The 24,830-nt window shown below is 30.0% G+C and carries 20 protein-coding genes; 17 read left to right on the top strand and 3 right to left on the bottom strand.

Annotation, left to right across the window (positions count from 1 at the left end; genetic code table 11):
* The first annotated feature begins 1 nt into the window (after position 1).
* The 16 genes from ABJG40_RS03520 to ABJG40_RS03445 all read left to right on the top strand — a co-directional run bounded on the left by ABJG40_RS03520 (position 2) and on the right by ABJG40_RS03445 (position 22,178).
* A complete protein-coding gene (locus ABJG40_RS03520; protein WP_348023203.1) occupies positions 2-1,072 on the top strand; it encodes a phosphotransferase in 1,071 nt (356 codons plus the stop codon).
* Positions 1,073-1,999 (top strand): NAD-dependent epimerase/dehydratase family protein, encoded by a 927-nt coding sequence (locus ABJG40_RS03515; RefSeq protein WP_348023202.1) that lies wholly within the window; start codon positions 1,073-1,075, stop codon positions 1,997-1,999.
* 10 nt (positions 2,000-2,009) lie between these two features.
* Positions 2,010-3,314 carry a sugar MFS transporter gene (locus ABJG40_RS03510; protein WP_348023201.1) on the top strand — a complete coding sequence of 435 codons (1,305 nt, stop codon included), beginning with the start codon at positions 2,010-2,012 and terminating at the stop codon, positions 3,312-3,314.
* A gap of 31 nt (positions 3,315-3,345) precedes the next feature.
* Positions 3,346-5,274 carry a glucosamine-6-phosphate deaminase gene (gene nagB, locus ABJG40_RS03505; RefSeq protein WP_348023200.1) on the top strand — a complete coding sequence of 643 codons (1,929 nt, stop codon included), beginning with the start codon at positions 3,346-3,348 and terminating at the stop codon, positions 5,272-5,274.
* A gap of 20 nt (positions 5,275-5,294) precedes the next feature.
* Positions 5,295-6,683, top strand: a complete 1,389-nt coding sequence (gene glmM / locus ABJG40_RS03500) for a phosphoglucosamine mutase (RefSeq protein ID WP_348023199.1) — start codon at positions 5,295-5,297, stop codon at positions 6,681-6,683.
* A 167-nt stretch (positions 6,684-6,850) separates the two neighbouring features.
* The gene (locus ABJG40_RS03495) at positions 6,851-10,162 is read left to right on the top strand and encodes a TonB-dependent receptor (protein ID WP_348023198.1); all 3,312 of its coding nucleotides are present in this window, start codon (positions 6,851-6,853) and stop codon (positions 10,160-10,162) included.
* Between the two features lie 16 nt (positions 10,163-10,178).
* The gene (locus ABJG40_RS03490) at positions 10,179-11,648 is read left to right on the top strand and encodes a RagB/SusD family nutrient uptake outer membrane protein (RefSeq protein WP_348023197.1); all 1,470 of its coding nucleotides are present in this window, start codon (positions 10,179-10,181) and stop codon (positions 11,646-11,648) included.
* A 78-nt stretch (positions 11,649-11,726) separates the two neighbouring features.
* Positions 11,727-13,085 carry a Gfo/Idh/MocA family oxidoreductase gene (locus tag ABJG40_RS03485; protein ID WP_348023196.1) on the top strand — a complete coding sequence of 453 codons (1,359 nt, stop codon included), beginning with the start codon at positions 11,727-11,729 and terminating at the stop codon, positions 13,083-13,085.
* 26 nt (positions 13,086-13,111) lie between these two features.
* A complete protein-coding gene (locus ABJG40_RS03480) occupies positions 13,112-14,488 on the top strand; it encodes a DUF4832 domain-containing protein (protein ID WP_348023195.1) in 1,377 nt (458 codons plus the stop codon).
* Positions 14,489-14,508: 20 nt separating this feature from the next.
* The gene (locus tag ABJG40_RS03475) at positions 14,509-15,414 is read left to right on the top strand and encodes a PKD domain-containing protein (RefSeq protein ID WP_348023194.1); all 906 of its coding nucleotides are present in this window, start codon (positions 14,509-14,511) and stop codon (positions 15,412-15,414) included.
* Positions 15,415-15,526: 112 nt separating this feature from the next.
* Positions 15,527-16,420, top strand: a complete 894-nt coding sequence (locus tag ABJG40_RS03470) for a T9SS type A sorting domain-containing protein (RefSeq protein ID WP_348023193.1) — start codon at positions 15,527-15,529, stop codon at positions 16,418-16,420.
* A gap of 120 nt (positions 16,421-16,540) precedes the next feature.
* A complete protein-coding gene (locus ABJG40_RS03465) occupies positions 16,541-17,884 on the top strand; it encodes a thioredoxin family protein (RefSeq protein WP_348023192.1) in 1,344 nt (447 codons plus the stop codon).
* 19 nt (positions 17,885-17,903) lie between these two features.
* Entirely contained in the window at positions 17,904-19,007 is a 1,104-nt protein-coding gene (locus tag ABJG40_RS03460; protein WP_348023191.1) for a DUF5009 domain-containing protein, read from the top strand.
* Positions 19,008-19,049: 42 nt separating this feature from the next.
* Complete coding sequence (locus ABJG40_RS03455) at positions 19,050-20,546, top strand: DUF4832 domain-containing protein (protein ID WP_348023190.1); 1,497 nt, start codon at positions 19,050-19,052, stop codon at positions 20,544-20,546.
* Between the two features lie 69 nt (positions 20,547-20,615).
* The gene (locus tag ABJG40_RS03450) at positions 20,616-21,842 is read left to right on the top strand and encodes a hypothetical protein (RefSeq protein WP_348023189.1); all 1,227 of its coding nucleotides are present in this window, start codon (positions 20,616-20,618) and stop codon (positions 21,840-21,842) included.
* A 9-nt stretch (positions 21,843-21,851) separates the two neighbouring features.
* The gene (locus ABJG40_RS03445) at positions 21,852-22,178 is read left to right on the top strand and encodes a hypothetical protein (protein ID WP_348023188.1); all 327 of its coding nucleotides are present in this window, start codon (positions 21,852-21,854) and stop codon (positions 22,176-22,178) included.
* A 242-nt stretch (positions 22,179-22,420) separates the two neighbouring features.
* On the opposite strand, the gene ABJG40_RS03440 is transcribed toward ABJG40_RS03445, so the two are convergent.
* On the bottom strand, positions 22,421-22,732 hold the full coding sequence (locus ABJG40_RS03440) for a hypothetical protein (protein ID WP_348023187.1): 312 nt from the start codon (positions 22,730-22,732) through the stop codon (positions 22,421-22,423).
* Positions 22,733-22,958: 226 nt separating this feature from the next.
* Between ABJG40_RS03440 and ABJG40_RS03435 the strand changes: the two genes are divergently transcribed.
* Positions 22,959-23,561 carry an alpha-ketoglutarate-dependent dioxygenase AlkB gene (locus ABJG40_RS03435; RefSeq protein ID WP_348023186.1) on the top strand — a complete coding sequence of 201 codons (603 nt, stop codon included), beginning with the start codon at positions 22,959-22,961 and terminating at the stop codon, positions 23,559-23,561.
* Positions 23,562-23,563: 2 nt separating this feature from the next.
* Here ABJG40_RS03435 and ABJG40_RS03430 read toward each other — a convergent pair whose 3' ends face one another.
* Positions 23,564-24,277: a LytTR family DNA-binding domain-containing protein gene (locus tag ABJG40_RS03430; RefSeq protein WP_348023185.1), complete on the bottom strand. Its 714-nt coding sequence runs from the start codon at positions 24,275-24,277 to the stop codon at positions 23,564-23,566.
* The coding region (locus ABJG40_RS03425; RefSeq protein ID WP_348023184.1) for a histidine kinase at positions 24,274-24,830 on the bottom strand (557 nt) is incomplete at its 5' end. The genes ABJG40_RS03430 and ABJG40_RS03425, both read right to left, overlap by 4 nt.

Here is a 24,830-nt window from a genome sequence, read left to right as displayed (position 1 = left end):
AATGAACGCAGAAATTTTAAAATCTATTTTTAACGAGTTCGATCATAAATCAAAATATTTAAGTTATTCAGAATTAAATTCTGGACACATAAATGATACGTTTTTAGTAAAGACCATATCTGGTAAAAACTTTGTTCTACAAAGAATAAATCATAATGTTTTTAAAAATGTGCCAGGCTTAATTAATAATAAAGTATTAATTAGTAATCATTTAAAATCAAAATTCAGTCATCTATCAAACGAAGATTTAACGAGCAAAGTGTTGTGTTTTGTGAAATCTAAAAATACCGACCATTATTATTATAAAAATGGAGAGAATTTTTGGAATATGATGATTTATATAGAAAATAGTGTTACACATGAAATCGTAAAAGATAAAGAAATTGCTTATGAAGGAGGTAAGCTTTTAGGTCAATTTTTAAATCTTACTTCAGATTTTGATAGTAGGAAATTAGTAGATGTTATTCCTAATTTTCATGATATGTCTTTTCGCTACAGGCAATACGCATCATCACTCCAGAGTGCTTCTAAGATTAGGTTACTAAAAGCAACAGAATACACGAAAATAGTTGCTGGTTTAAAAGAGGAAATGCACATTCTTCAACAGTTAAAAGAAGCAGGGGAGATTCCGGTAAGAGTAACACATAATGATACTAAAATATCTAACTCGCTTTTTAATAAAGAGAATAAAAGTGTTTGTATGATAGATACAGATACTATAATGCCTGGAATTATCCATTACGATTTTGGAGATGCAATTAGAACAATTTGCAATGCTGCAGCAGAAGATGAAAAAGACTTAACTAAAGTTGAGTTTAATATAGATTATTATGAAGCTTATAAAAAAGGTTTTTTAGAACAAACAAAAGATTCTCTATCAGAGATAGAATTAAAATATTTGCCTTTAGCAGTAAAAACAATGATTTTTATTATGGGGCTTCGTTTTTTAACAGATTATTTAAATAATGACATTTATTATAAAACAGATTACCCAGAACATAATTTAGACAGAGCTAAAAATCAATTTAAATTGATAGAAAGTTTTTCGCAAAAGTTAACAAACACAATATAGATGAAAAAGTATTTAATTACTGGAGGAGCTGGTTTTATAGGTAGTCATATTGCAGAATATCTATCTGAAAAAGGAAATGAAGTTACCATACTCGATAGTTTAAGAACTGGGTTTGAAAAAAATTTAGACGGTCTAAATGTGAATTTTGTAAATGGAGATATTAGAGATGCTGACTTATTAAGTGAATTAGCAAAACACACAGATTGTATATTTCATTTGGCAGCTTTAGTTAGTGTTCCTGAGTCTTTACTTAAAGTAAAAGAATGTATAGATATTAATGCTAACGGAACGATAAATGTTTTAGAGGCTGTAAAAGAAAATATAAATTGTAAAGTTGTATTGTCTACGTCCGCTGCTAATTATGGAGATAATCCTGTTTTACCAAAAGTAGAAACGATGGTACCAGAACCAATGACACCATATTCTATTACTAAATTAGATGGTGAGTTTTATTTAAAAATGTATTTAGATCAATACAATCTCCAAACTTCATCTCTTAGATATTTTAATGTTTTTGGTCCAAGACAAGATCCGAAATCAGCATACGCAGCAGCTGTACCTATATTTATAAATAAAGCGTTAAAAAACGAGCCTATTACAATATATGGAGATGGATTGCAAACCAGAGATTTTATATATGTAAAAGATGTGGTAAGAGCTAATGTTTTAGCTTCAAAAAAAGGAAATGGAACCTTCAATGTGGCTTTAGGAAACAGTACTTCTATTCTTGATTTGGCAAAGAGAATTATAAAACTTACGAATTCTAAATCAGAAATAAAATTTTTAGAAGAAAGGTCTGGAGATATAAAACACTCTAAGGCAGATGTAACCAAATTTAAAGAGCTTGGTTTTACTCCTAAATACACATTAGATGAAGCTTTAGAAGAAACAATAGCGTTTTATCAAAATCAATTAAAATCTCAATAATTCAAAAATTATGCAACAAAAAAATAATACCACAGCAATTATAATTATTGCAAGTCTATTTTTCATTTTTGGTTTTGTTACATGGATTAATGGAGCATTAATTCCGTTTATGAAAACTATTAATGAGCTTACAGACGCGCAATCTTATCTAGTTGCATCTGCATCTTATATTTCGTTTGTAGTTATGGCGCTGCCAGCTTCATATATTTTAAATAAAATAGGTTATAAGAAAGGAATGTCTTTAGGATTAATAATTATGGCCCTAGGTGCTTTGGTTTTTATTCCAGCTGCAGAAGCCCGAACTTACTGGGTTTTTCTAACTGGAATCTTCATTCAAGGAGTTGGAATGACAATTTTACAAACTGCAGCCAATCCCTATATTACCATTTTGGGACCTATAGAAAGTGGTGCAAAGCGTATTGCAATTATGGGAATTGCTAATAAAACAGCGGGTGCTTTAGGTTCTTTAATTTTTGGAGCATTACTATTGTCAGGTATTGACCAAACAAAAGAAAAGTTAAGCAGTGCTACTTTACAAGAAAAGAATGTGCTTTTAGATACCATGGCTGATAGTGTTTTTATGCCTTATTTAGTAATGGCAATTGTATTATTTGTTTTGGGGATTTTAATAAGAAAAGCACCATTGCCTCATGTAGAAGCAGATGAGTCTGAAGAAACAGTAGAAGGAAAAACAGTTAAAACAAGTATTTTCCAATTCCCAAATTTATGGTTAGGAGTTCTAGCTTTATTTGTTTATGTAGGCGCAGAAGTAATTGCAGGAGATACAATCATTTCTTATGGAATATCACTTGGATTTACAGGTGAGGAAGCAAAGTATTTTACCACTTATACTTTATTAGCAATGGTTGCTACTTATGCTTTGGGTGTTTTCTTAATACCAAAATATGTACAACAAAAAACAGCCTTAATTATCAGTGCTATTTTAGGAATTGTTTTTAGTTTTTGCATCATTAATACTACAGGTTTTACTTCCATTTTATTTGTTGCAGCCTTAGGAATAGCAAACGCATTGGTTTGGCCAGCAATTTGGCCTTTAACTTTAGAAGGATTAGGCAAATTCACAAAAACTGCATCGGCACTTTTAATTATGGCAATTTCAGGAGGTGCTATTATACCTCCTTTATACGGTAGAATTGTAGATGCGAATAAACAAGAATTAATTACAAATGGATTACAAGAAGTAGATGCAATTGCAACAGCTTCTACAAGTAGTTATTGGGTGTTAATACCTTGTTATGTTATCATTCTGTTTTTTGCAATATGGGGACATAGAATTAAGAATTGGAGTAAATAAAAATAAGTTTAATAGAGACGAATAATACATTATGTTAAAAAGTAATATAGACAAAGCAACAGGTTTCGAAAAGCGTTTTGAAAATATCGGGACTATAGTTTATGATAATTCAACATCAGCATCAAAAGGAATTGCAAAAGAAATTGCGAGCTTAATTAAAGTAAAACAATCTCAAAAACAACCATGCATATTAGGTTTAGCGACTGGTTCTTCTCCTAAAGGTTTGTATGCCGAATTGGTGCGTTTGCATAAAGAAGAAGGTTTAAGCTTTAAAAATGTAGTATCATTTAATTTAGATGAATACTATCCAATGGAACCAGATTCTGTAAATAGTTATGTTCGTTTTATGCAAGAGCAACTGTTCAATCACATTGATATTTTACCAGAAAACTGTCATGTTCCAGATGGAACTTTGTCAAAAGCTTCTATCAGAGATTATTGTGATCAATATGAAGCTAAGATTGAAGCTTTGGGTGGTATCGATTTACAGATTTTAGGTATTGGAGGAAATGGACATATTGGTTTTAACGAATCTGGGTCACTTCAAAATTCAAAAACAAGGTTGGTTGCTTTAGATCATATTACAAGAGTGGCTGCAAGTGGAGATTTTTCTGGTTTAGAAAATACTCCTAGAACAGCTATTACTTTAGGTGTAAAAAAAATAATGGAAGCAAAAAGAGTCATTTTAATGGCTTGGGGAGAAAGTAAATCGAGCATTATTAAAGCTTCTGTAGAGGATGAAGTTACTAGTTTTGTTCCTGCTTCTTACTTGCAAGAACATAGAAACGCTACTTTTATTTTAGATAAAGCAGCGGCATCAAAATTAACAAGAATCAATACTCCTTGGTTGGTAGAAAAAATTGTTTGGACAGATCAATTGATTAGAAAAGCAGTTTTAAGTTTGGCGCTTCATTTAAAGAAACCAATTTTAATGCTAACCGATGCAGATTATATTGAAAACGGAATGAGTGATTTATTAGCAGATGCTGGACCTGCTTATGATATTAATATTAAAATTTTTAACAAACTACAAAATACAATCACTGGATGGCCTGGAGGAAAACCAAATTCAGATGATAGTAAAAGACCAGAAAGAGCAGAACCTACTAAGAAACGAGTCTTAATTTTTAGCCCACACCCAGATGATGATATTATTAGTATGGGGGGGACTTTTAAAAGATTACATGAGCAAGGACATGAGGTTCATATTGGGTATCAAACCTCTGGGAATATTGCAGTAGCTGATGATGAAGCTTTACGTTTTGCCAGTTTTGTATGTGATTACAATCAAAAATTTGGAATCGAAAATAAAGAAGCTTTAATAATTTATAAAAAAGCAAAGAAGTTTCTTCAAAATAAAAAATCAAGCGAAATAGATAGCCCTGAAGTAAGGTTTATTAAAGGATTGATACGAAAAGGAGAAGCAAGAGCTGCTTGTCATTTTATAGGATTACCAGATGATCAAATCCATTTTATGGAACTCCCTTTTTATGAAACAGGCGCTATAAAAAAGAATCCAATAGGTATTGGAGATGTGCAAATTACATCTGATTTAATTGAAAAAATTAAACCGCATCAAATTTTTGCTGCAGGAGATTTAGCAGATCCTCATGGGACACATAAAGTTTGTTTAGATGCCATTTTTGCTGCTGTAAAAGAACTAAAACCAAAAACCTTTATGAAAGAGTGTTGGGTTTGGTTATACAGAGGTGCATGGCAAGAATGGGGGATTGATGAGATTGAAATGGCTGTGCCAATGGGACCTGACCAAGTATTAGAAAAACGAAAAGGTATTTTTAAACACCAATCTCAAAAAGATGGAGTTGTCTTCCAAGGAACAGACAGTAGAGAGTTTTGGCAAAGAGCAGAAGATAGAAATAGGGAAACAGCAGAATTATATGATCAATTAGGCTTATCGCATTACGCTGCAATGGAGGCTTTTGTAAGATGGAATTTTTAGAAATTAAGTAAAGATAAGAAATGACATTAATAAAATCAATTTCAGGAATAAGAGGTACAATTGGCGGAAAAACTGCTGATAATTTAACACCAATTGATACGGTGAAGTTTGCTGCTGCTTATGGTGCTTTTATCAAAAAAAGAAATATAGGGGAATCTGAAATTAAGATTGTTATTGGTAGAGATGCTCGTATTTCTGGTAAAATGATTTCTAGTTTAGTGGCAAATACATTAGTAGGTTTAGGAATAAATGTTATTGATTTAGGTTTATCAACAACACCTACTGTTGAAATTGCTGTTCCTTTAGAAAATGCAAATGGAGGTATTATTTTAACAGCTTCCCACAATCCAAAACAGTGGAATGCTTTAAAGTTGTTAAATGAAAAGGGAGAATTTTTAAACGGAGTAGAAGGAGAAAAAATTCTTGAATTAGCTGAAAATGAAGATTTTTATTTTGCAGAAGTTGATGATTTAGGAAGTTATGTAGAAAATAGTTCTTATTTAGAAAAGCATATTGAAGAAGTTTTAAATCTAGATTTAGTAGATGTTGAAGCAATTAAAAGCGCAAATTTTAAAGTAGTTGTAGATGGAGTGAATTCTACTGGAGGAATTTTTATTCCAGCTTTATTAAAAGAATTAAATGTAGAGTGCATTGAGTTATATTGTACTCCAAATGGAGTGTTTCCTCATAATCCAGAACCTTTAAAAGAGCACTTAACAGATATTTCTGAATTAGTAGTAAAAGAAAAAGCAGATTTCGGAATTGTTGTAGACCCAGATGTAGATAGACTCGCATTAGTTTCTGAAGATGGTTCTATGTTTGGAGAAGAATATACATTAGTTGCTTGTGCAGATTACATTTTAGGACGTTTAGGTGGTGGAAATACTGTTTCTAACTTATCATCTTCTAGAGCATTAAAAGATATTACTCGAAAACATGGAGGAATTTACACTGCATCTGCAGTTGGTGAAGTAAATGTGGTAATTAAAATGAAAGAAACCAATACTGTAATTGGTGGAGAAGGAAATGGCGGGATTATTTATCCTGCTTCACATTATGGACGTGATTCATTGGTGGGGGTAGCTTTATTTTTATCGCATTTAGCAAATCAAAAATTGTCTTGTAAAGAGTTAAGAGATTCGTACCCAAGTTATTTTATGAGCAAGAATAAAATTCAGTTAACTCCAGAAATTGAGGTAGATACTATTTTAGAAACAATTGCTTCTAGATTTTCAAACGAAGATGTAAATACTATTGATGGGGTAAAGATTGATTTTGAAGAGGAATGGATTCACCTTCGTAAATCTAATACAGAACCAATTATTAGAATTTATACAGAAGCAAAATCACAAAAATTAGCAGATGATTTAGCTGTTAAGTTTATTCAGGTAATTAAAGAAATAATTTAAACAATAATATTTTCAATCTATTCAATAACAAAATTAACCTAAATATAAAGTATGAAAAAAAAATAACTATCTCAATAATTAACTTAAAAACTGAAAATTGTAATAACATTTTCCAGTAAGGTAAAGCAACATCAATTAATTACTAATTCATTAAATCACACAATAATATGAAAAAATTCAAAGTACTACTCAACTTAGAGAGTAATGAATTTAAATTTGATTTAAAGGTTAAATTAACATTATTAATAATGTTAATTTCTTTTTCACAAATTAATGCGAATACATATTCGTTGAACTCTAATAATTCTTTAGAAATAGAGAATGATGACATGCAGGAAATAATAGTAACCGGTAAAGTTATAGGAGAAGATGGTACTCCACTTCCTGGAGCTTCTGTTCAATTAAAAGGTACAACAATTGGAACTGATACAGATTTTGATGGTCTTTATAGAATTTCAGTTCCTAAAGGAGTTGAAGTACTTATTTTTAGCTATTTAGGGTTTACTTCACAGGAAGCGAAAATTGAAGGGAAATCTAAAATTAATATTACGCTTTTAGCAGATAATACAGCTTTAGATGAAGTGATTATAGTTGGTTATGGTACACAAAGAAAAAGAGATTTAGTTGGAGCTATTTCTCAGGTTAAAGGTGACGACTTAATATTATCATCATCACCATCAGTTGGTCATGTATTACAAGGGAAAGCTGCTGGTTTACAAATAACACAGAATAGTGCGCAACCAGGAGGTGGATTAGATATTCAGATTCGTGGTTCTGCATCAATAAACGCTTCAAATACTCCTTTATATGTTGTAGATGGTTTTCCGATATCAGATTTTACACCAGCTTCAGACGGTAATAGATATAGTGGAGGTACACAAGGAGTTTTAAATTCATTTAACCCAAATGATATTGAGTCTATAGAAGTCTTAAAAGACGCAAGTTCTACAGCAATCTACGGAGCGAGAGCGGCAAATGGAGTTGTAATAATAACAACAAAAAAAGGTAAATCAGGTAAGGTTAGTGTAGATTATTCTACATCAGTATCTTTTCAAAGCTATGAAGATAATTACGAAATATTAGATGCTAAAGAGTATATGCAGTCAAGAAATGAAGCTGCTTTTGAAAGATGGGCATTTTTAAATAGAGTTGCTCCATATAGTAGTAGTGATGGAAGTGTACCTAGTAGAACTCTAGAGGAAGCAGTTGCTAACCCAGCAGCTGGAGTTGGGTTTAGTAGATTTTATTCTGACGACCAAATTAATAATGCTGGTGCAGGTACTAATTGGTTTGACTTAGTTACTAGAGATGGTATGATGCAACAACACAATATATCTTTAAGAGGTGGTACAGAATCTACAAGATATTATTTATCAGGTAACCTTTATGAGCATAAGGGAATTATGAAAAACTCAACATTTGAAAGGAGTTCTTTAAGGCTAAATATTGATCATAAATTTAATGATCGTGTTAGTTTTGGAATGAATCTAACAATGAGTAGAATAAACAATGATTTTACACAACTAGGTGGTCAAGCTTTTGAAAACTCTGGTTTAATTAGATCAGCATTACAATTCAGCCCGCTTATCGAAGCTATTGATGAGTATGGAAATTACCCAATTAACCCAACAAATGCTACCGCACCTAACCCTTATTCTTTGTTAACAATAACAGATAAAGGGATAACAGACAGAACACTTGCTAATTTTTATGTAGAAGTAAAACCCATAAGTGGCCTTACCGTGAGAGCACAAGGAGGTATAGATAAAGGGGTTGATCGTAGAAATACATATTTACCAAGAACAACATTATGGGGTGAAAGAGAAAATGGAAGAGCTTCAATAGCTAATAATTTTAAGAATGATAAATTATTTGATTTAACGGTAAATTATTCAAAAACTATTGGAAATGATCATAAAATAAATTTATTAGCGGGGTATTCTCATCAACAATTCGAAGAGACAGGTAATTCAACCATAAATAGTAATTTTCTTACAGATGCATTTTTATGGCACAATATGGGGGCTGGTTCTCTTAAAATTTCATCAAACTCATCAAAATCTCAAAATGAATTTGTTTCCTTTTTTGGTAGAGCAAATTATGTGTTTAAAGACAGATATATATTAACATCTACTCTTCGTAGAGATGGATCTGGACGTTTTTCTACAAACAATAAATTTGGAGTCTTTCCTTCAATTGCCTTAGGATGGAATATTGCGGATGAGCCTTTTATGGAAAATATAAGTGATAAAATATCTCAACTTAAATTAAGAATTGGTCACGGACAAACAGGAAACGCTTCTTTTAATGCTAACTCTAAAGGAGCATATGAAGCGTATGCGGCTTGGTTAGGCCCAGATGAAACTATATTAACAGGGGTTTTTCCTTCAAGATTAGAAAATCCAGATTTAAAATGGGAAACAACAACAGAAACAAATATAGGATTAGATTTCGGTTTTTTAAATAATAGAATTTCAGGTTCAATAGAAGTATTTAATAAAGAAATATCAGACCTTATAGCTCTAAAACCGATCAATTCATATCATGAAATCAGTTCTGTTTGGGCAAACGTTGGTAAAACGCAAAGTAAAGGTTTAGAAGTTACTTTAAATACGACTAATATTCAAAAAGAAAACTTTACATGGAAAAGTACATTAACATATTCTACTTATAATGATAGATGGAAAGAAAGAGCTCCTGACTGGAAACCAAATGTTTATCAAAGTGTAGATGATCCTATCAATGCACAATTTACATACTTATCAGATGGTATTATGCAAATAGGAGAAGAGGTTCCTGCACAGGGAGATCTATTTCCAGGACAAATAAAAATAAAAGATGTAAATGGTTTTGAAAGAGATAATTTAGGAAACCCAGTTGTTGACGAAAATGGTTTTTTTCAAAGAACAGGTGCTCCAGATGGGCAAATTGATGAAGCAGATACTGTGTTACTTGGGTCTTCAGATCCTGATTTTCTTGCAGGTTTTAGTAATACGATTACATATAAAAGCTTTCAATTAAATTTTCATTTAAACGGGATGTTTGGAAGAAAAATAGTAGATGAAACTGATGTAGCCTATGGTGTACAAATTGATCATATAACAGGAAATAATTCATTAATAAATGTGCGTAACAGATGGACACCAGAAAATCCATCTACTACAAGACCTGGTTCTCATTTTGGATATTCTCAATATGGAACTGGAGATTTCTTCTTACAAGATGCATGGTTTATTCGTTTAAGTAATGTTTCGTTATCATATAAACTACCTAATAAATGGTTTGGAAAACATTTAACAAGTACTTCTTTAAGACTTGATGGGCAAAACCTTTTTATAATAACTCCTTATAAAGGTGCAGATCCAGAAACAAACGGATATGATCCAGATGTAACATCAGTAGGAGGTGATGCTACAAATACGGTAGCTGCTTACCCTAATGTTAGAACATTTACAGTAGGTCTTGATATCAAATTTTAATATAAAACTAATAATTATGAAAAATTTTAAAATAATAATCTTAGGTTTATTACTAACTCTAAATTTTGGATGTGATCCAGATCTTAAATCTGTTGAATTCTCTGAAATTAATCCAGATATTTTTCCTCAATCTGAATCAGATATAGAAGCTTTAGTTTATGCTGCATATCGTCCACTAAGAGGTGCTTGGTGGGATGGAATTCATACTACTTCAGAACGTGGAGTAATGTTTATTAACGATGCAACTACTGAGATTTTATATGGTGATTACGGTGTGCAAGGATATGCTACTCTTCACAGTTATGAGCCTCAACATACTGAAGTAACACGTTATTATGACGATTTTTATAACAAAATTAGTAGTAACACTTTAAGTATTTCTAGAATTGAAAATTCATCTGTACCAGACATTTTGAAAAAATCTGGTATTGCTGAAATAAAATGTGCAAGAGCATTATTAAGTTATGAACTTTTTGATATGTATGGGCCAATTGTAGTTGCGCCTTTAGAAGTATTAGAAAACCCATTAATTGAAGAACCTTTAGCTAGACTTAGTCATAGTGAAATGGTTAGCTTTATTGAGCAAGACCTCTTAGATGCAGCAGAAGATTTACCAGCTCCTTCAGAAGCAAATTATGGTAGATTTAGTCAAGGTATGGCAAGAATGTTACTAATTAGATTGTATTTACATGAAAAAAGATGGGCAGATGTAGAAAAACAAGCTAATTTAATAATGGCAATGAACTATTATCAATTAGAAGATGATTATGTTGGTTTATGGGATGTACAAGCACCTGTAGAAAGTAAAGAAGTAATTTGGGCTATACCTGCAGATTATATTGGTACAAGTGAAAACCAATGGCAACTTATGGTGCTACCTTCTAATTATCCTGAACAAAGTGGTTGGAGTACTGTACAAAGTACTTGGAAATTTTACGAGTCTTTTGAAGCAAATGATATTCGTAAGAAAGCTTTAATTGCGGAATATGTTGGAACTGATGGGGTTACCTATAATAAACAAAACCCAGGTACCAATATTCAATACGGGCCAATTCCTTTAAAAATTGATTTAGATGCTGATAGAGCAGGTTTAACAACTGTAGATATTTTAGTATATAGATATGCAGATGTCCTTTTATCTAAAGCAGAAGCCCTAGCAAATAAAACAGGATCACCATCTCAAGAATCTATAGACTTAGTTAACATCGTTAGAAAAAGAGCTGGTTTAACGGATGTTTTATTATCAAATTATGCTGATATCGATAGTTTCAACACAATGATTCTTTTAGAAAGATCTCATGAATATTGGTGTGAAAACGGTCAATATCGTTCAGATTTAATTAGACATGGGAAATACAGTCAACATAATATAGATGTAGTTGGTGCGTCAAGCCAAACTGCTCCACATAAAGATGTGTATCCTTTTTCATTAAGTCAGATAAGTGAGGGAAAAGGGAAATTTATACAAAACCCAGGATATAATTAGGAATTAATTTATTACGGATTGTCAATGTTTTTAACAATTAATATTGACAATCCTTCATATAAAATAAAACGAATACAGATGAACTCTAGAAGAAATTTTATAAAAAAAACAGCAATACTTGGAGCAGGGGTTTCTCTAATTCCTGGTTTTACTTTTGGAATGAATAATAACAGTAATTCTGAAAAATTAAAAATAGGAATGATTGGTGTTGGTTTACGAGGCACTAATCATTTAAAGAACCTTTTGTTAAGAGATGATATTAATATTACAGCAATTTGTGATATTGATCCTAAAAGAACAAAACTTGCAGTAGAACTTATCACAGAAAAAGGAAATAAAAAACCATTAGTTTTTGGTAAAAATGAATATGATTATAAAAACCTTCTAGCCTTAGATAACGTAGATGCTGTTGTAATTTCTACACCTTGGTTATGGCATACACGTATGGCTAAAGATACTATGGAAGCTGGTAAATATACTGGTTTAGAGGTGTCTGCTGCAAATACAATGGAAGAGTGTTGGGACCTCGTAAATACACATGAAGAAACAGGAAGTCATTTAATGATTCTTGAAAATGTGAATTACAGAAGAGATATTATGGCTGTATTAAACATGGTGAAACAAAATGTTTTTGGAGAATTACTCCATTTTAGGTGTGGTTATCAGCATGATTTAAGACATGTTAAATTCAATAATGGTAAGCAACCTTATGGAGGAGGAGTAGAGTTTGGCGAGAAAGCAATTTCAGAAGCCAAATGGAGAACCCAACATTCCGTTTTAAGAAACGCCGATGTATATCCAACACATGGTATTGGACCAATAGCAGCAATGTCTGATATTAATAGAGGTAATAGATTTATGACATTAACTTCTACAGCTACTAAAGGTGTAGGTTTACATAATTATATTGTTAAGAATGGAGGTAAAAATCATCCAAATGCAAATGTAAAATTTAAGTTAGGTGATATTATTACTTCTACTATAGAAACTACTAATGGAGAATCTATAATTGTAACGCATGATACTAACTCTCCAAGACCTTATTCTTTAGGTTTTAGAGTTCAAGGTGCAAATGGTTTATGGGAAGTAGATGGTAGTAGAATTCATATAGATGGTAAAACCACACCACATGAATGGGATGCTGCAGATGATTGGTTAGAAAAATACGATCACCCATTATGGAAAAAATATGGAAAAATTGCAAATGGTGCCGGTCATGGAGGAATGGATTTCTTTGTAATGCATTCTTTTGTAGAGTCTGCAAAATTAAATATTGCTCCACCTATGGATGCTTATGATGCAGCAGCTTGGAGTGCAATTACTCCTTTATCTGAAGCTTCTATAGAAAACAATGGCGAGCCACAAGATTTTCCTGATTTTACTAGAGGAAATTGGGTTAAAAGAAAACCTTATAATTGGATTAAAGATACATTTTAACATCTTAAATCATAAAACATATATATATGACAAACAAAATTTTAATATTATTTTATATCATCATAAGTACAAGCTTTTTTAGTTGTAGTTCTTCTGCTAATGATGATGACGGAGAAGAAATTATTGATGATTCTATAACTGAAATTAATTATACAGTTTCATCTAAAGTAATTTCAAATCCAGAACGTGGATTTATGCATTCTTGGAGTGTTCCCTCAGAAGGAACACCGCTTAATTTAGTTACACTTAAAAGTTTAACAAATGAAAACGTTACTATTATTTTACGTTTATATTATTTAGATGCTTTTAAAGATTCTGCATTAAGTGATACTCAATTAAATTTGATAAAAACAGATTTTGAAAGACTAAGAGAAGCAGGTATAAAATGTGTTTTGAGATTTGCTTATAATAGTAACGAAACTCACACAGATGCATCTCTTAATATAATTGAGACCCATTTAGACCAATTAAAACCAATTTTTGAAGATAATGCAGATGTAATTGCATTTGTACAAGCAGGATTTATTGGTTCTTGGGGTGAGTGGTATTACACAACAAACAATTTAACAACACTAGAAAATAAAAAAGCGGTAGTAAATAAACTTTTAGAGGTGCTACCAAAAGAAATAAAAATTCAATTAAGAACACCTTTATACAAACAAGAAGTTTTTAATTATACTTCAGCTATAGGAGTAGATGTTGGTTATGAAACTAGTGATATTGCAAGAGTTGGTTTTCATAATGATTGCTTTTTAGCAAGTGTAGATGATTATGGTACGTATAATAACGTAACGATTGAAAAAAATTATGTTAGTCAGGAAGCTCTTTTTGTACCTACAGGAGGAGAAACCTGTCCTCCAAGTGGTGTTCCTACAGCAAGTTGTGCTACTGCAGATACAGAAATGTCTTTGTTAAAATGGACATACTTAAACCTTGATTATTATGGACCTGTATTAAACGTCTGGAGAAATAATAATTGTTTTACAGATTTTCAAAAAGAGTTAGGGTATAGGTTAGTATTAAAATCTTCTAGTTTTAAAAAAGAAGCTTCTCTTAACGGAACTTTTGAAATAAACACTGTAATAGATAACGTTGGATTTGCTCCTGTTTATAACAAAAAAAACACCTTTTTAATCTTTAAATCTACTGTTGATGGAACTACTTATAAGAAAGCATTAAATTTTGATATTAGAAAAGTTATTCCAGCTGTAAATTACGAATTACAAGAAACTGTTAGCCTTTCCGGAATTCCGTCTGGTAATTATGAATTGTTATTAAAAATTGAAGATCAATATGAAATAATATCAGATAGACCAGAATATTCAATTCAATTAGCAAATACGAATACTTGGGACTCAACTGAAGGAGTTAATAAATTATTACACACATTAACAATCAATTAATAATCTAAAATAAATTTATCATGAAGAAAATTAAACTTTTCTGCTCTCTGATTATCTTTTCACTAATAATAAGTTGTGGTTCAGATAATAACGAAGTAGACACAGATGGAGGTATTATAGCAGATTTTTCATTTACAAACAATGAAAACTTATTTCAATTTACAAACCTTTCCCAAGGGGCAACATCTTACAGATGGGATTTAGGTGATTTGAGTTTCTACTGTGAAAAAGAAAATCCAACTTTTAGATACACTAAAGTTGGAGGTGAAATTAAAGTAACTCTGACTGCGATAAATGACCAAGGCAATGAGTCAAGTATAACAAAAGTAATTATTGCTCCGGAAGTTTTTGATATCAATGTAGCAATAGATGGAAGTTTTGATGATTGGGAAAATGTAGCTGTCTTATATGATGAAAGCGAATCTGGTACAGGATCTATGCAAAAAATTAAAATGTGGGGAGCTGGAGATAACATAAATATTTATGTAGAAGGAAATACCACAATGTTAATGGAATTAGTAGATATTTTTATTGATTCAGATGGGGATTCTTCAACAGGCTTTTTAAGTTGGCAATGGCCAGAAGGTTCTGGCGCAGAGTTTTTATTTGAAGGTCCTTTGTTAAGTAATTCGTGGGGTGCTTTTTATCAACATACAGATCCAAATGGAGGTTGGGGTTGGGCAGCTTTAGCAGGTTCTGGAGCAAATATGTCCTCTTCAGGAATAGTAAGTATTGATGCAGAAACGAATGCTATAGAATTTAGCATTCCAAAAACACAATTAGGTACACTTGATAGTAAAATTAGTTTGGCTATTACAGAACTAAATAGTGGATGGCAAGCTGTTGCAACTTTTCCTGAAGTATCAGGTACAAGTCGTTTTGTTACTTATGAACTACCAATAGAATCTTCAGGCTTTTGTGAGTAAATTTTTACTAATTGAATTCAACTTTTTTTATGATTAGTTGAATTCAATTATTATAAAAATGTTTAAAGTTTATTTTGTAATAAAATGAATACTAATTAAAAATATAAAAAAAATGAAAAAAAAATTACTTAGTGCTATATGTATAGTAAGTAGCATATTTAGTTATGCACAAACAACTGTTACATCTCCGGTAACAGGAAAAATTTGGATGGACCGTAATTTAGGAGCTACACAAGTAGCAACTTCAATAGATGATGTTGATGCAATGGGAGGTTTATATCAATGGGGAAGAACAACAGATGGACATCAAGACAGATCAAGCATAGCTGTTTTAGATGCTGATGGTATTACTGCTGGTACAGAGGGGGCTAATTTTATTTATACTGGATGGGCTACTAACAGTTGGTTAGATGTAGTTGATAATTCACGTTGGTCAGATATTGGGGGAGCACAAAACCCTTGTACATCAGAAGGTGCTGGTTTTAGAGTACCAACAACTGCAGAATGGATAGCCGAATTTTTAGTTACTTCTTTTACTGATGTAGATGCTTTTGGTAGTTTTCTAGCATTACCACACACAGGATATAGATCTACTGGAGATGGTAATATATATGATGTGGCTTCAACAAGTTATTATTGGACAAGTACTCCAGCAATTCAAAAATATTTTTATAATGAGGGAAATAATGATTGGGGTAGTTGGGCCTCTCACGGTATGGCAGTACGTTGTATTTATGATGCTACTTTAAATGTTTCAAAAGTTGAAGTATTAGATTTTAAAATGTATCCAAACCCAGTTGAAAATGGTACTGAAATTAATTTTAAAGTGTCTAATGCAGTAAAAAACGTAAAAGTAATTGTTTATGATATTACAGGTAAGGAAATACATCAACAAAATAATGAATTACGAACAATACAATTATCTGGTGTTTCTAAAGGTTTATATCTAATAAAGTTTGTTTTAGATAATGAAGCAACTATAGTTAAAGAACTTGTTATCAAATAAATTCTAAGAACCAACAAAAAACTGTTACTTAAAAAAATACAACGTTTCAAAATAGAGATTTCCCCCAATCTTTCTTAATCTTATATTATTTTGAAACGTTTCTTAGATGAAAACTGAAAGATGAGAAAACTATGTATATTCTTTTTTTTGTTAGTCGCAATTACTTTAAAATCTCAAATTAAAGGGAATTTAAATAATCATATAAATCAAGAATTAACACTTATAGGTTTTAATAATTTAAAACAAGAAATATTAAGTGTAACAAGTACTGATAGCTTAGGTAATTTTACATTAATATATCCTATAGATTATAAAGGAATGGCAATTTTGAAAACGTCAGATACATCTTCTTTAGTATTTGTATTAACAGAATCTAATTTAAATATTTATGGATCGCATCTTAAAGAAAAAGAAAGTTTAATCTTTAAAAATGGTTTAGAGAATAATATTTTTTTTAAATATTATAAAGAATATTCTCAGCGTCAGACAGTCTTATCTGCTTGGAGTTATTTAAGTGATAAATATCAAAATGAAGTTCTTTTTAAGAATCAAAAAGAAACTTTAAGTTATATAAATGCCGAGTTAAATAGGTTAGAAATAGAAGATGAAAATTATCTAGGTTCATTAAAAAATGAAACATATATGTCTTGGTATTTGCCATTAAAAAAAATGGTAAGTAATATGCCAATTATAGCAAGACATTACAAAGAAAAAATTCCATTAGCAATTCAACAATTTAAAAGTATCAATTTTAATAATCCGAAGTTTAAAACGAGTGGGCTTTTAAAAGATTTAATCGAAGGGCATTTCATGCTTTTAGAAAATTCAGGTCAACCTTTAGATAGTATTTACGCTAATATAAATAGTAGTACAAAATATGTAATAGAAAACTTAAGTGATAATAAAGATTTACTAAATAAAGTAGGTGATTACCTTTTTAATTATTTAGAAAAAAGAAGTTTACATGAAAGTTCAGAATATTTAGCGGTTCAGTTACTATCTCAAAACGGTTGTAATCTAAACACAGAATTAACAAATAAATTAGAATCATATCGTAAGTTAAAACCGGGTAAAACGGCTCCAGATATTACCTTCTCTAACAATACAAAGTTAAGTAATATTACTGCAATAAAGCTTTTGGTTTTTGGATCATCTACGTGTTCAAACTGTAAACAAGATGTTTTAAAATTATCTAAGTATCATCAATCTTGGAAACAGAAAGGAGTAGAGGTTGTTTATATTTCTATAGATACTAATAAAACTGATTTTGAAAATTATTATAAAATCTTTCCTTGGAAAACGGATACTACATATAAAGGTTGGGAAAGCACATCAGTAAAAGATTATCATGTATTTGCAACGCCAACCTATTTTTTATTAGATGAAAAGTTAAAAATATTACTTCGTCCAAAATCTATTGAACAAACGGATCGTTGGATAAATTTGAATAAAAAAAACGAATAGAAACAAAATTTATAACATTATGAGTACGACTTCAGTAAAAAACAACAGGCTTTTATCTATAGATGCATTAAGAGGTTTTGATATGTTCATTATTATCTTTGCAGATAGATTTTTTTATAATTTTAATGAAGCCTCACAAACAAAAGTATCTGGTTTTTTAGCGACTCAATTTGAACACCCAGAATGGTTTGGTTTTCATTTTTATGATATTGTAATGCCTCTTTTTCTATTTGTTGTAGGGGTTGTTATTCCGTTTTCAATGCAGAGAAGAGTACAAGAAATTGAAAATAAATCTAAATTATATCCACATATTATAAGAAGGTTTATCATCTTGTTTATTTTAGGTTGGGTTGTACAAGGAAACTTATTACATCTAGACATTAATAAATTTCAAATTTTCAGCAACACACTTCAAGCAATAGCTGTTGGGTATTTATTCACCTGTATTGCATACATTCATTTAAACAAAAAATCTAGATATATTCTTTTTGCAGTTTGTTTAATTATTTATGCCTTATTATTAGAGTTTACAAACGTTCCTGGTGTTGGTACTAGTGAGTTGTTACCGGATAAAAATATTGCTATTTATATTGATAAATTTATTTTTGGGGATTTTGATGATGGGTATCAATACACTTGGTTGCTAAGTGGTTTTGGTTTTATTGCAACAACATTATCTGGTTTGTTTGCTGGAGAGGTTCTTAAATCTAAGTTGCCAAGAGAAAAAGCAGCTCTTAATCTTGTTGTAATAGGTGTAGTTGCTATTGTAATTGGTTTAATTTTAAGTGTTTGGCATCCATCTGTAAAGAAAATATGGAATAGTACTTTTGTACTTCTATCTTCAGGTATTTGTTATTTACTATTAGCCTTATTTTATTGGGTAATTGATGTAAAAGGGTATCATAAATGGACAAAACCATTAAAAGTAATTGGTATTAATGCAATTACTGCTTATGTAATTTCTCATATAATTGATTTTCCTTCTATTGCAGACCAACTTCTTTTTGGTTTTAAGCAATTTTTAGGAGATTATTATGATGCATTTACAGTGGTAGGAGGTTTTCTGCTTATTTATTTAATACTATGGTATATGAATAAAAATAAAACATACATCAAAATTTAGAAATAAAAAAAAACGAATAAACATTCTCTAAAAATAAGAATAATGAAAATAAGATTTATATATCTATGCTGCCTTTTTATAACATTCATGTCTTGCTCAGAATACAAGCAATCGTCTGTTGAGGTTTTTTATGAAACAGATTTGGATGAATTTATAAATCCAGAGCGTGGATTTTATAGACCATTTGGAACTAAGGCAAGTAATTTTGTTCCATTAAATACAGAAATATTACTTAATTTAAGAAAACCAAATCCTGCAGCAGGTGGTTTTGATGTGGCTACATCTCTTACCTATAGAGCATATCAATTAGATGTTTTTAAAGAGAAATTAATCTCTAATGAAATTTTGAATGCTATTCAAACAGATATGGATATAATTCGTAAAGTTGGTAATAAAATAGTTTTAAGATTTTCATACAGTGACTCTTGTTGTACTCCCCCATTTAATGATGCTCCAAAAGCAACCATCTTAAAACATTTAGTGCAATTAAAACCTATTTTAGAAAAAAACAAAGATGTAATAGCAGTTGTTCAAATGGGATTAATTGGTCCTTGGGGTGAACAATATTATTCGGATTTTTTTGGAGATTTAGAACATGGTCCTGTAACCGATCAAAATTGGTTGGATAGAAATGAAGTTATAAACAAATTATTAGAAGTTGTTCCCGTTTCTAGAATGATTCAAGTACGAGCTCCTTATTATAAATTAAGAAATTTAGAGGGAGTAAATGCGCATCCTGAAAAAGCAAAACCTTTAACGATTGACAACGCTTTTAATGGAAGTAAAATTGCAAGAATTGGACATCATAATGATTGTATTTTGGCAAATTATGATGATTATTGGACCTATAATTCTTTTCATAAATTTCCTGCAGTAAGCGATACTTTAAATTTAAAAAAATATGTTGCGGCTGAAACTAAATTCCTTGTTTTTGGAGGAGAAACCTGTCCTGGTGGAGATAAAGGGGAAGATGTTTACAGCCCTTATAACGATTGTAATTCTGAAGGCGGTGGTGCGCAAACCTATTTAAAACGTTTTCATACATCATTTTTAAATACATCTTGGTCTGGAGCTGTAAATAGAGATTGGGCAAATAAATGTATTGATGAAATAAAAAGAAATTTAGGATATAGGTTTGTTTTGCAACGAGGGTTATTTCCAACAGAAATTAAGAATGATAAAACTGTTCATATAGAACTAGACATTATTAATGAAGGTTATGCATCAACGTATAATTACAGGTTTGTAGAACTGATTTTAAGAAATAAAGAGAATAAAAATGTATACAAAATAAAAGTGGATACAGATACTCGTTATTGGTTTACAGATGAACTGCAAAATATTAAGCTTGATGTTAAATGGTCAGAAAATTTACCGAAAGGAAATTATGAATTGTTTCTAAATTTACCAGACCCAGAACCAACTATTTACAATAGACCAGAATATGCCATTCGATTAGCAGGCAAGCTAAATTCTAATTCTATTTGGGATGTATCAACAGGTTGGAATCGATTGTCCTCTAATATAAAAGTTGAATAAAATAATAATAAACTTAATTTAATTATGAAAAAAATAGCGCAAATAGTTATATGTTTTTGCTTCTTTATTATGGCTTGTAGTAAGGGTCAATCACAAGGAGATGGTCCTGATATAGTAATAGAACCAGTTGTAAATGGTGGTGGTGTTGCAGAATTTACAAACGTACAACCTATGACAGGTATTGTTGTTTGGGATGGTAATGCAAGTGCAATACCTGAAGCACACAGTTTAGAATATTCATACATGCTTTATGAAGACATAGTTACAGAAAAAGGTGTTTATGATTGGGGAGCAGTAGAAAACAAACTAGATGATATTGCATCAAGAAACCATCAAGCCATTCTTAGATTTAGATATACTTATGTAGGTCAATTAACATCAGTTCCAAAATACATAAAAGATTTACCAGACTATAATGAAACTAAAGGTTTAAGTGAAGATAAAGAAACATGGTTTCCAGATTGGTCTCATCAAGAATTAAAAGATTTTACCTTAGAGTTTTTTGAAAAATTTGCAGAACGATATGATACTGATAATAGATTAGCTTTTTTACAAGTTGGGTTTGGTTTATGGGGAGAATATCATATTTATGATGGACCTTTTGAGTTAGGAAAAACATTTCCTTCAAAAGAATATCAAACTACTTTTTTAAACAAGTTAGATGCCGAATTTAATAATTTACATTGGTCTATTTCTATTGATGCAGAAGATACTAAGGTAACTCCTTTTCGTGCCAATACTGCATTGTTAAATCTTTCTTTTGGTCTTTTTGATGATTCATTTATGAGTGCTGAGCACAGTACAAGTAATGCACCTAGGTTTGCCTTTTTTGGAGCAAATCGTTACAAAACTTTGCCAATAGGAGGTGAGTTTAATTATTATACAGATTATGATCAACAAAATGTATTGTCTACAAATGGGCCTCATGGTGAGTCTTATGAATCATTTGCAAATCGATTTCATGTTACTTATATGATAGGAAATGATCAATATCGTTATCAAACAAAAGAGAGAATAAAAGAAGCAAGTCTTCATACAGGTTATAAATTTGAAGTAACTAAATTTGAGAAAATAAATAATAATTCATTAATAACCGTAAAAAATATAGGTACAGCTCCTATATATTATGATACTTATCTTTCTATTAATGATAATAAATCTTCATCTTCTCTTAAAACATTAATGCCTGATAAAGAGAGTGTTTTTACCATTAATTATGATGGTGATGAGGAATTAATTATTACTTGTGATAGATTATTAAATGGGCAAAAAATAGACTTTAAAAGATCTTTTTAATTTATTATTATGACAATTACATCTTTAAAAGAAAATAACATTTCTATTTTTAATGAATTATTGCATGAAGGTAAATTCAATAACTTAAACGATTATAATAGATATTTAAATTGGATTTGTGGTGAGTTTACTCTTTATCAACAATATAACAATATAGATGAGTTAATAATTTATTTTCCAAATGGTTGGTTTTCTATAAACAAAATTGAATCTAACGCGAACGATATTAAATTTAGAATAGAGGTGAAAAGTAAGTCCTCAAAAAAAGGTGTTAAAATTTTAAATAAAATAAATTCAATATTAACTCATGTAAAAAGATTTGATGTTTGTCAATAATTATAAAATACATGATTTATAAGAGAAGTTTACATTTCTAATAGGATGTACAGAACCATTTTCCATCAAATTTAAAAATATTCATACTAACTCTTAGTTTTCACCTCTATCATAAAAATTAGGAACATCATTTTCAGAAGGTTTTTCAAAAATATTGATAAGCTCGTTTTCCTCATTCAATTTTGTGAATGCAAACTTAGAAATTCGTTTTAAAGGAAATTCTAAAGCATCTCTATTATAACTTATAAAAGCATTTTGTGTTCGGTTTTTCTTAGTAGACTCAATGCTTTTGTTGAGTACAAATTATCGCTATTACAAACCGTATAAAATTGGTTGTTCAATTCAGGAAATTGTTCCATTGCTCGTATACGTGCATCTGTTGTTTTAAAAGGTTTCTCTCTGTCTTTTGGAATATATTGAATCGGAAAAGAAATGTTCAATCCGTTAAAATCATTGCCTCTTTTTTTATTTCCGTAGAATTCTTTAAATAATCCTCCTTTTTCATTGATAACATTATAAATGTTTTTATAACTCGCTTTTTTAGCATTGTACAAAAGGTAATCTAAAAGGGTACTTCCTGTATTATTATCTTAACGAATTAAATTCTTATTACTGTTATTTACTTGTGTAGTTTCATCTGGATTTATAGTTTTTGAAGTTGCAGGTTTTTTCATTCTAGAAGAAGCTCCACTTCCTTATATTATTAGGTTATCATTCACACAATATTATTTTAAACTCATTAAAAGTAATCATTTCAAGTTTAATTTGTACTTTTATTTTATGGATTTATTTTCTACAGAAATTATAAAAAACATTCTTCCTTTTGATGGAGTAACTAATTACCATGGATTGATTCTTAATAAAAAACAATGTACATTTTATTATCAAAAATTGATGGAAACAATTCAATTTAAGAATGATGAGGCTATTATTTTTGGTAAAAAAATAATTACCAAAAGAAAAGTTGCTTGGTATGGAATTTCAGAATTCTCTTACACGTATTCTAAAGTAACAAAAACAGCAAATATTTTTACAAAAGAATTACTTGAGTTAAAAGAAATTATAGAAAAAGAAACTGGTGAATCTTTTAATTCTTGTCTGTTAAATTTATATTCTTCTGGAGCAGAAGGAATGGCATATCATTCTGATGGAGAAAAAATGTTAAAAAAAGATGGGGCTATAGCTTCTTTGTCTTTTGGTGCAGATCGTAAATTTTCTTTTAAACATAAAGAAAATAAAAAAAGAATAGATATTGTTTTAGAAAATGGTAGTTTATTGGTGATGAAAAAAGGAACTCAAACAAATTGGTTACACAGATTGCCTCCAACTAAAAAAGTACATTCGCCAAGAATTAATTTAACTTTTAGAACTATAGAATTGTAAAATTAGTTGTTTATTTTATTAATAAAGTCTTCTCTGTAATTTAAACCTATTGGTATCCATTTATCATCTATTATAATTCTATTTCTTTGTACAGAATAAATATGTTTTAAAGAGACAATAAATGATTTATGGACTCTTACAAAATTTAATTTTCCTAATTTTTCTTCAAAGTTTTTAAGGCTACTTAATGTTAAGATTGGTTTGTCTTTATGTGTGTAAATCTTAATATAATCTTTTAAAGATTCTATATATTTTATATCTCCTAAATTTATTTTTAAATTTTCATATTCAGATTTTACAAAAATAAATTGTGGTAGGTTTTCTTGTTTATTTATAACAGGTGTTTCTTCTTCTTCAATCTTTAATTTTAAAAAATTTTGAGCTCTAGTTGCTGCTTTTAAAAAACGATGAAAAGGAATGGGTTTTACTAAATAGTCTATAGCATTTAAATTAAAACCTTCTACGGCATAATGAGAATATGCTGTAGTGAAAATAAACATTGGTTTATTGTCTAATGATTTAATTAAATCTATTCCAGAAAAATCGGGCATTTCTATATCTGTAAATATTAAATCTATTTTTTGTTCTTGTAAAACACTTGTAGCTTCAAATCCGTTAGAGCATGTGGCAATTAATTCTAAAAAAGGAACTTTAGATATAAAATCTTCTAAAAGCTCTAAGGCTAGAGGCTCATCATCAATAATTATACATCTCATGTTTTTATGTTTTTTAGTTTCAGTATTAAATTAACTGTATATGATTTTTTATCATCAATTATCTCTAAAGAATGTGTGTTTGGGTATAATAAACTTAACCTGTTTTTTATGTTTTTTAAACCAATTCCTGAGTTTTCATTTTTAGTTTTTTTATAAGAAGAAGTATTGTAAACGTATAAGTTTAGTCTATCGTTTTTAATGGTAATTTTAATTCTAATATCAGTTTTCCCTTTAAAATCTGTTCCGTATTTAAAAGCATTCTCTATAAAAGATATTAATAGTAATGGTTCTATTTTAAAGTTTAAAAGACCGTGTATGTTTAATCTTACTCCACTAGAGTCTTTAAGACGCAACAGCTGTAATGAAATGTAATTTTTAAGATGCTCTATTTCTTTTTCTAAAGAAACTGTATTTTCTTTAGCTTCATAAATTGAATAGCGCATTAATTCAGATAAAGTTACAATTGCTTCTGTAGTATTGTCTGACTTTTTGTTTGCTAAAGCATAAATGCTATTTAAAGTATTAAATAAAAAATGAGGGTTTAATTGTGCTT

Source organism: Polaribacter sp. (assembly GCF_039939415.1).
Taxonomy (GTDB): domain Bacteria; phylum Bacteroidota; class Bacteroidia; order Flavobacteriales; family Flavobacteriaceae; genus Polaribacter.
The sequence above is the reverse complement of the archived record's forward strand: the minus strand, read 5'-3'. Positions and strand labels throughout refer to the sequence as shown.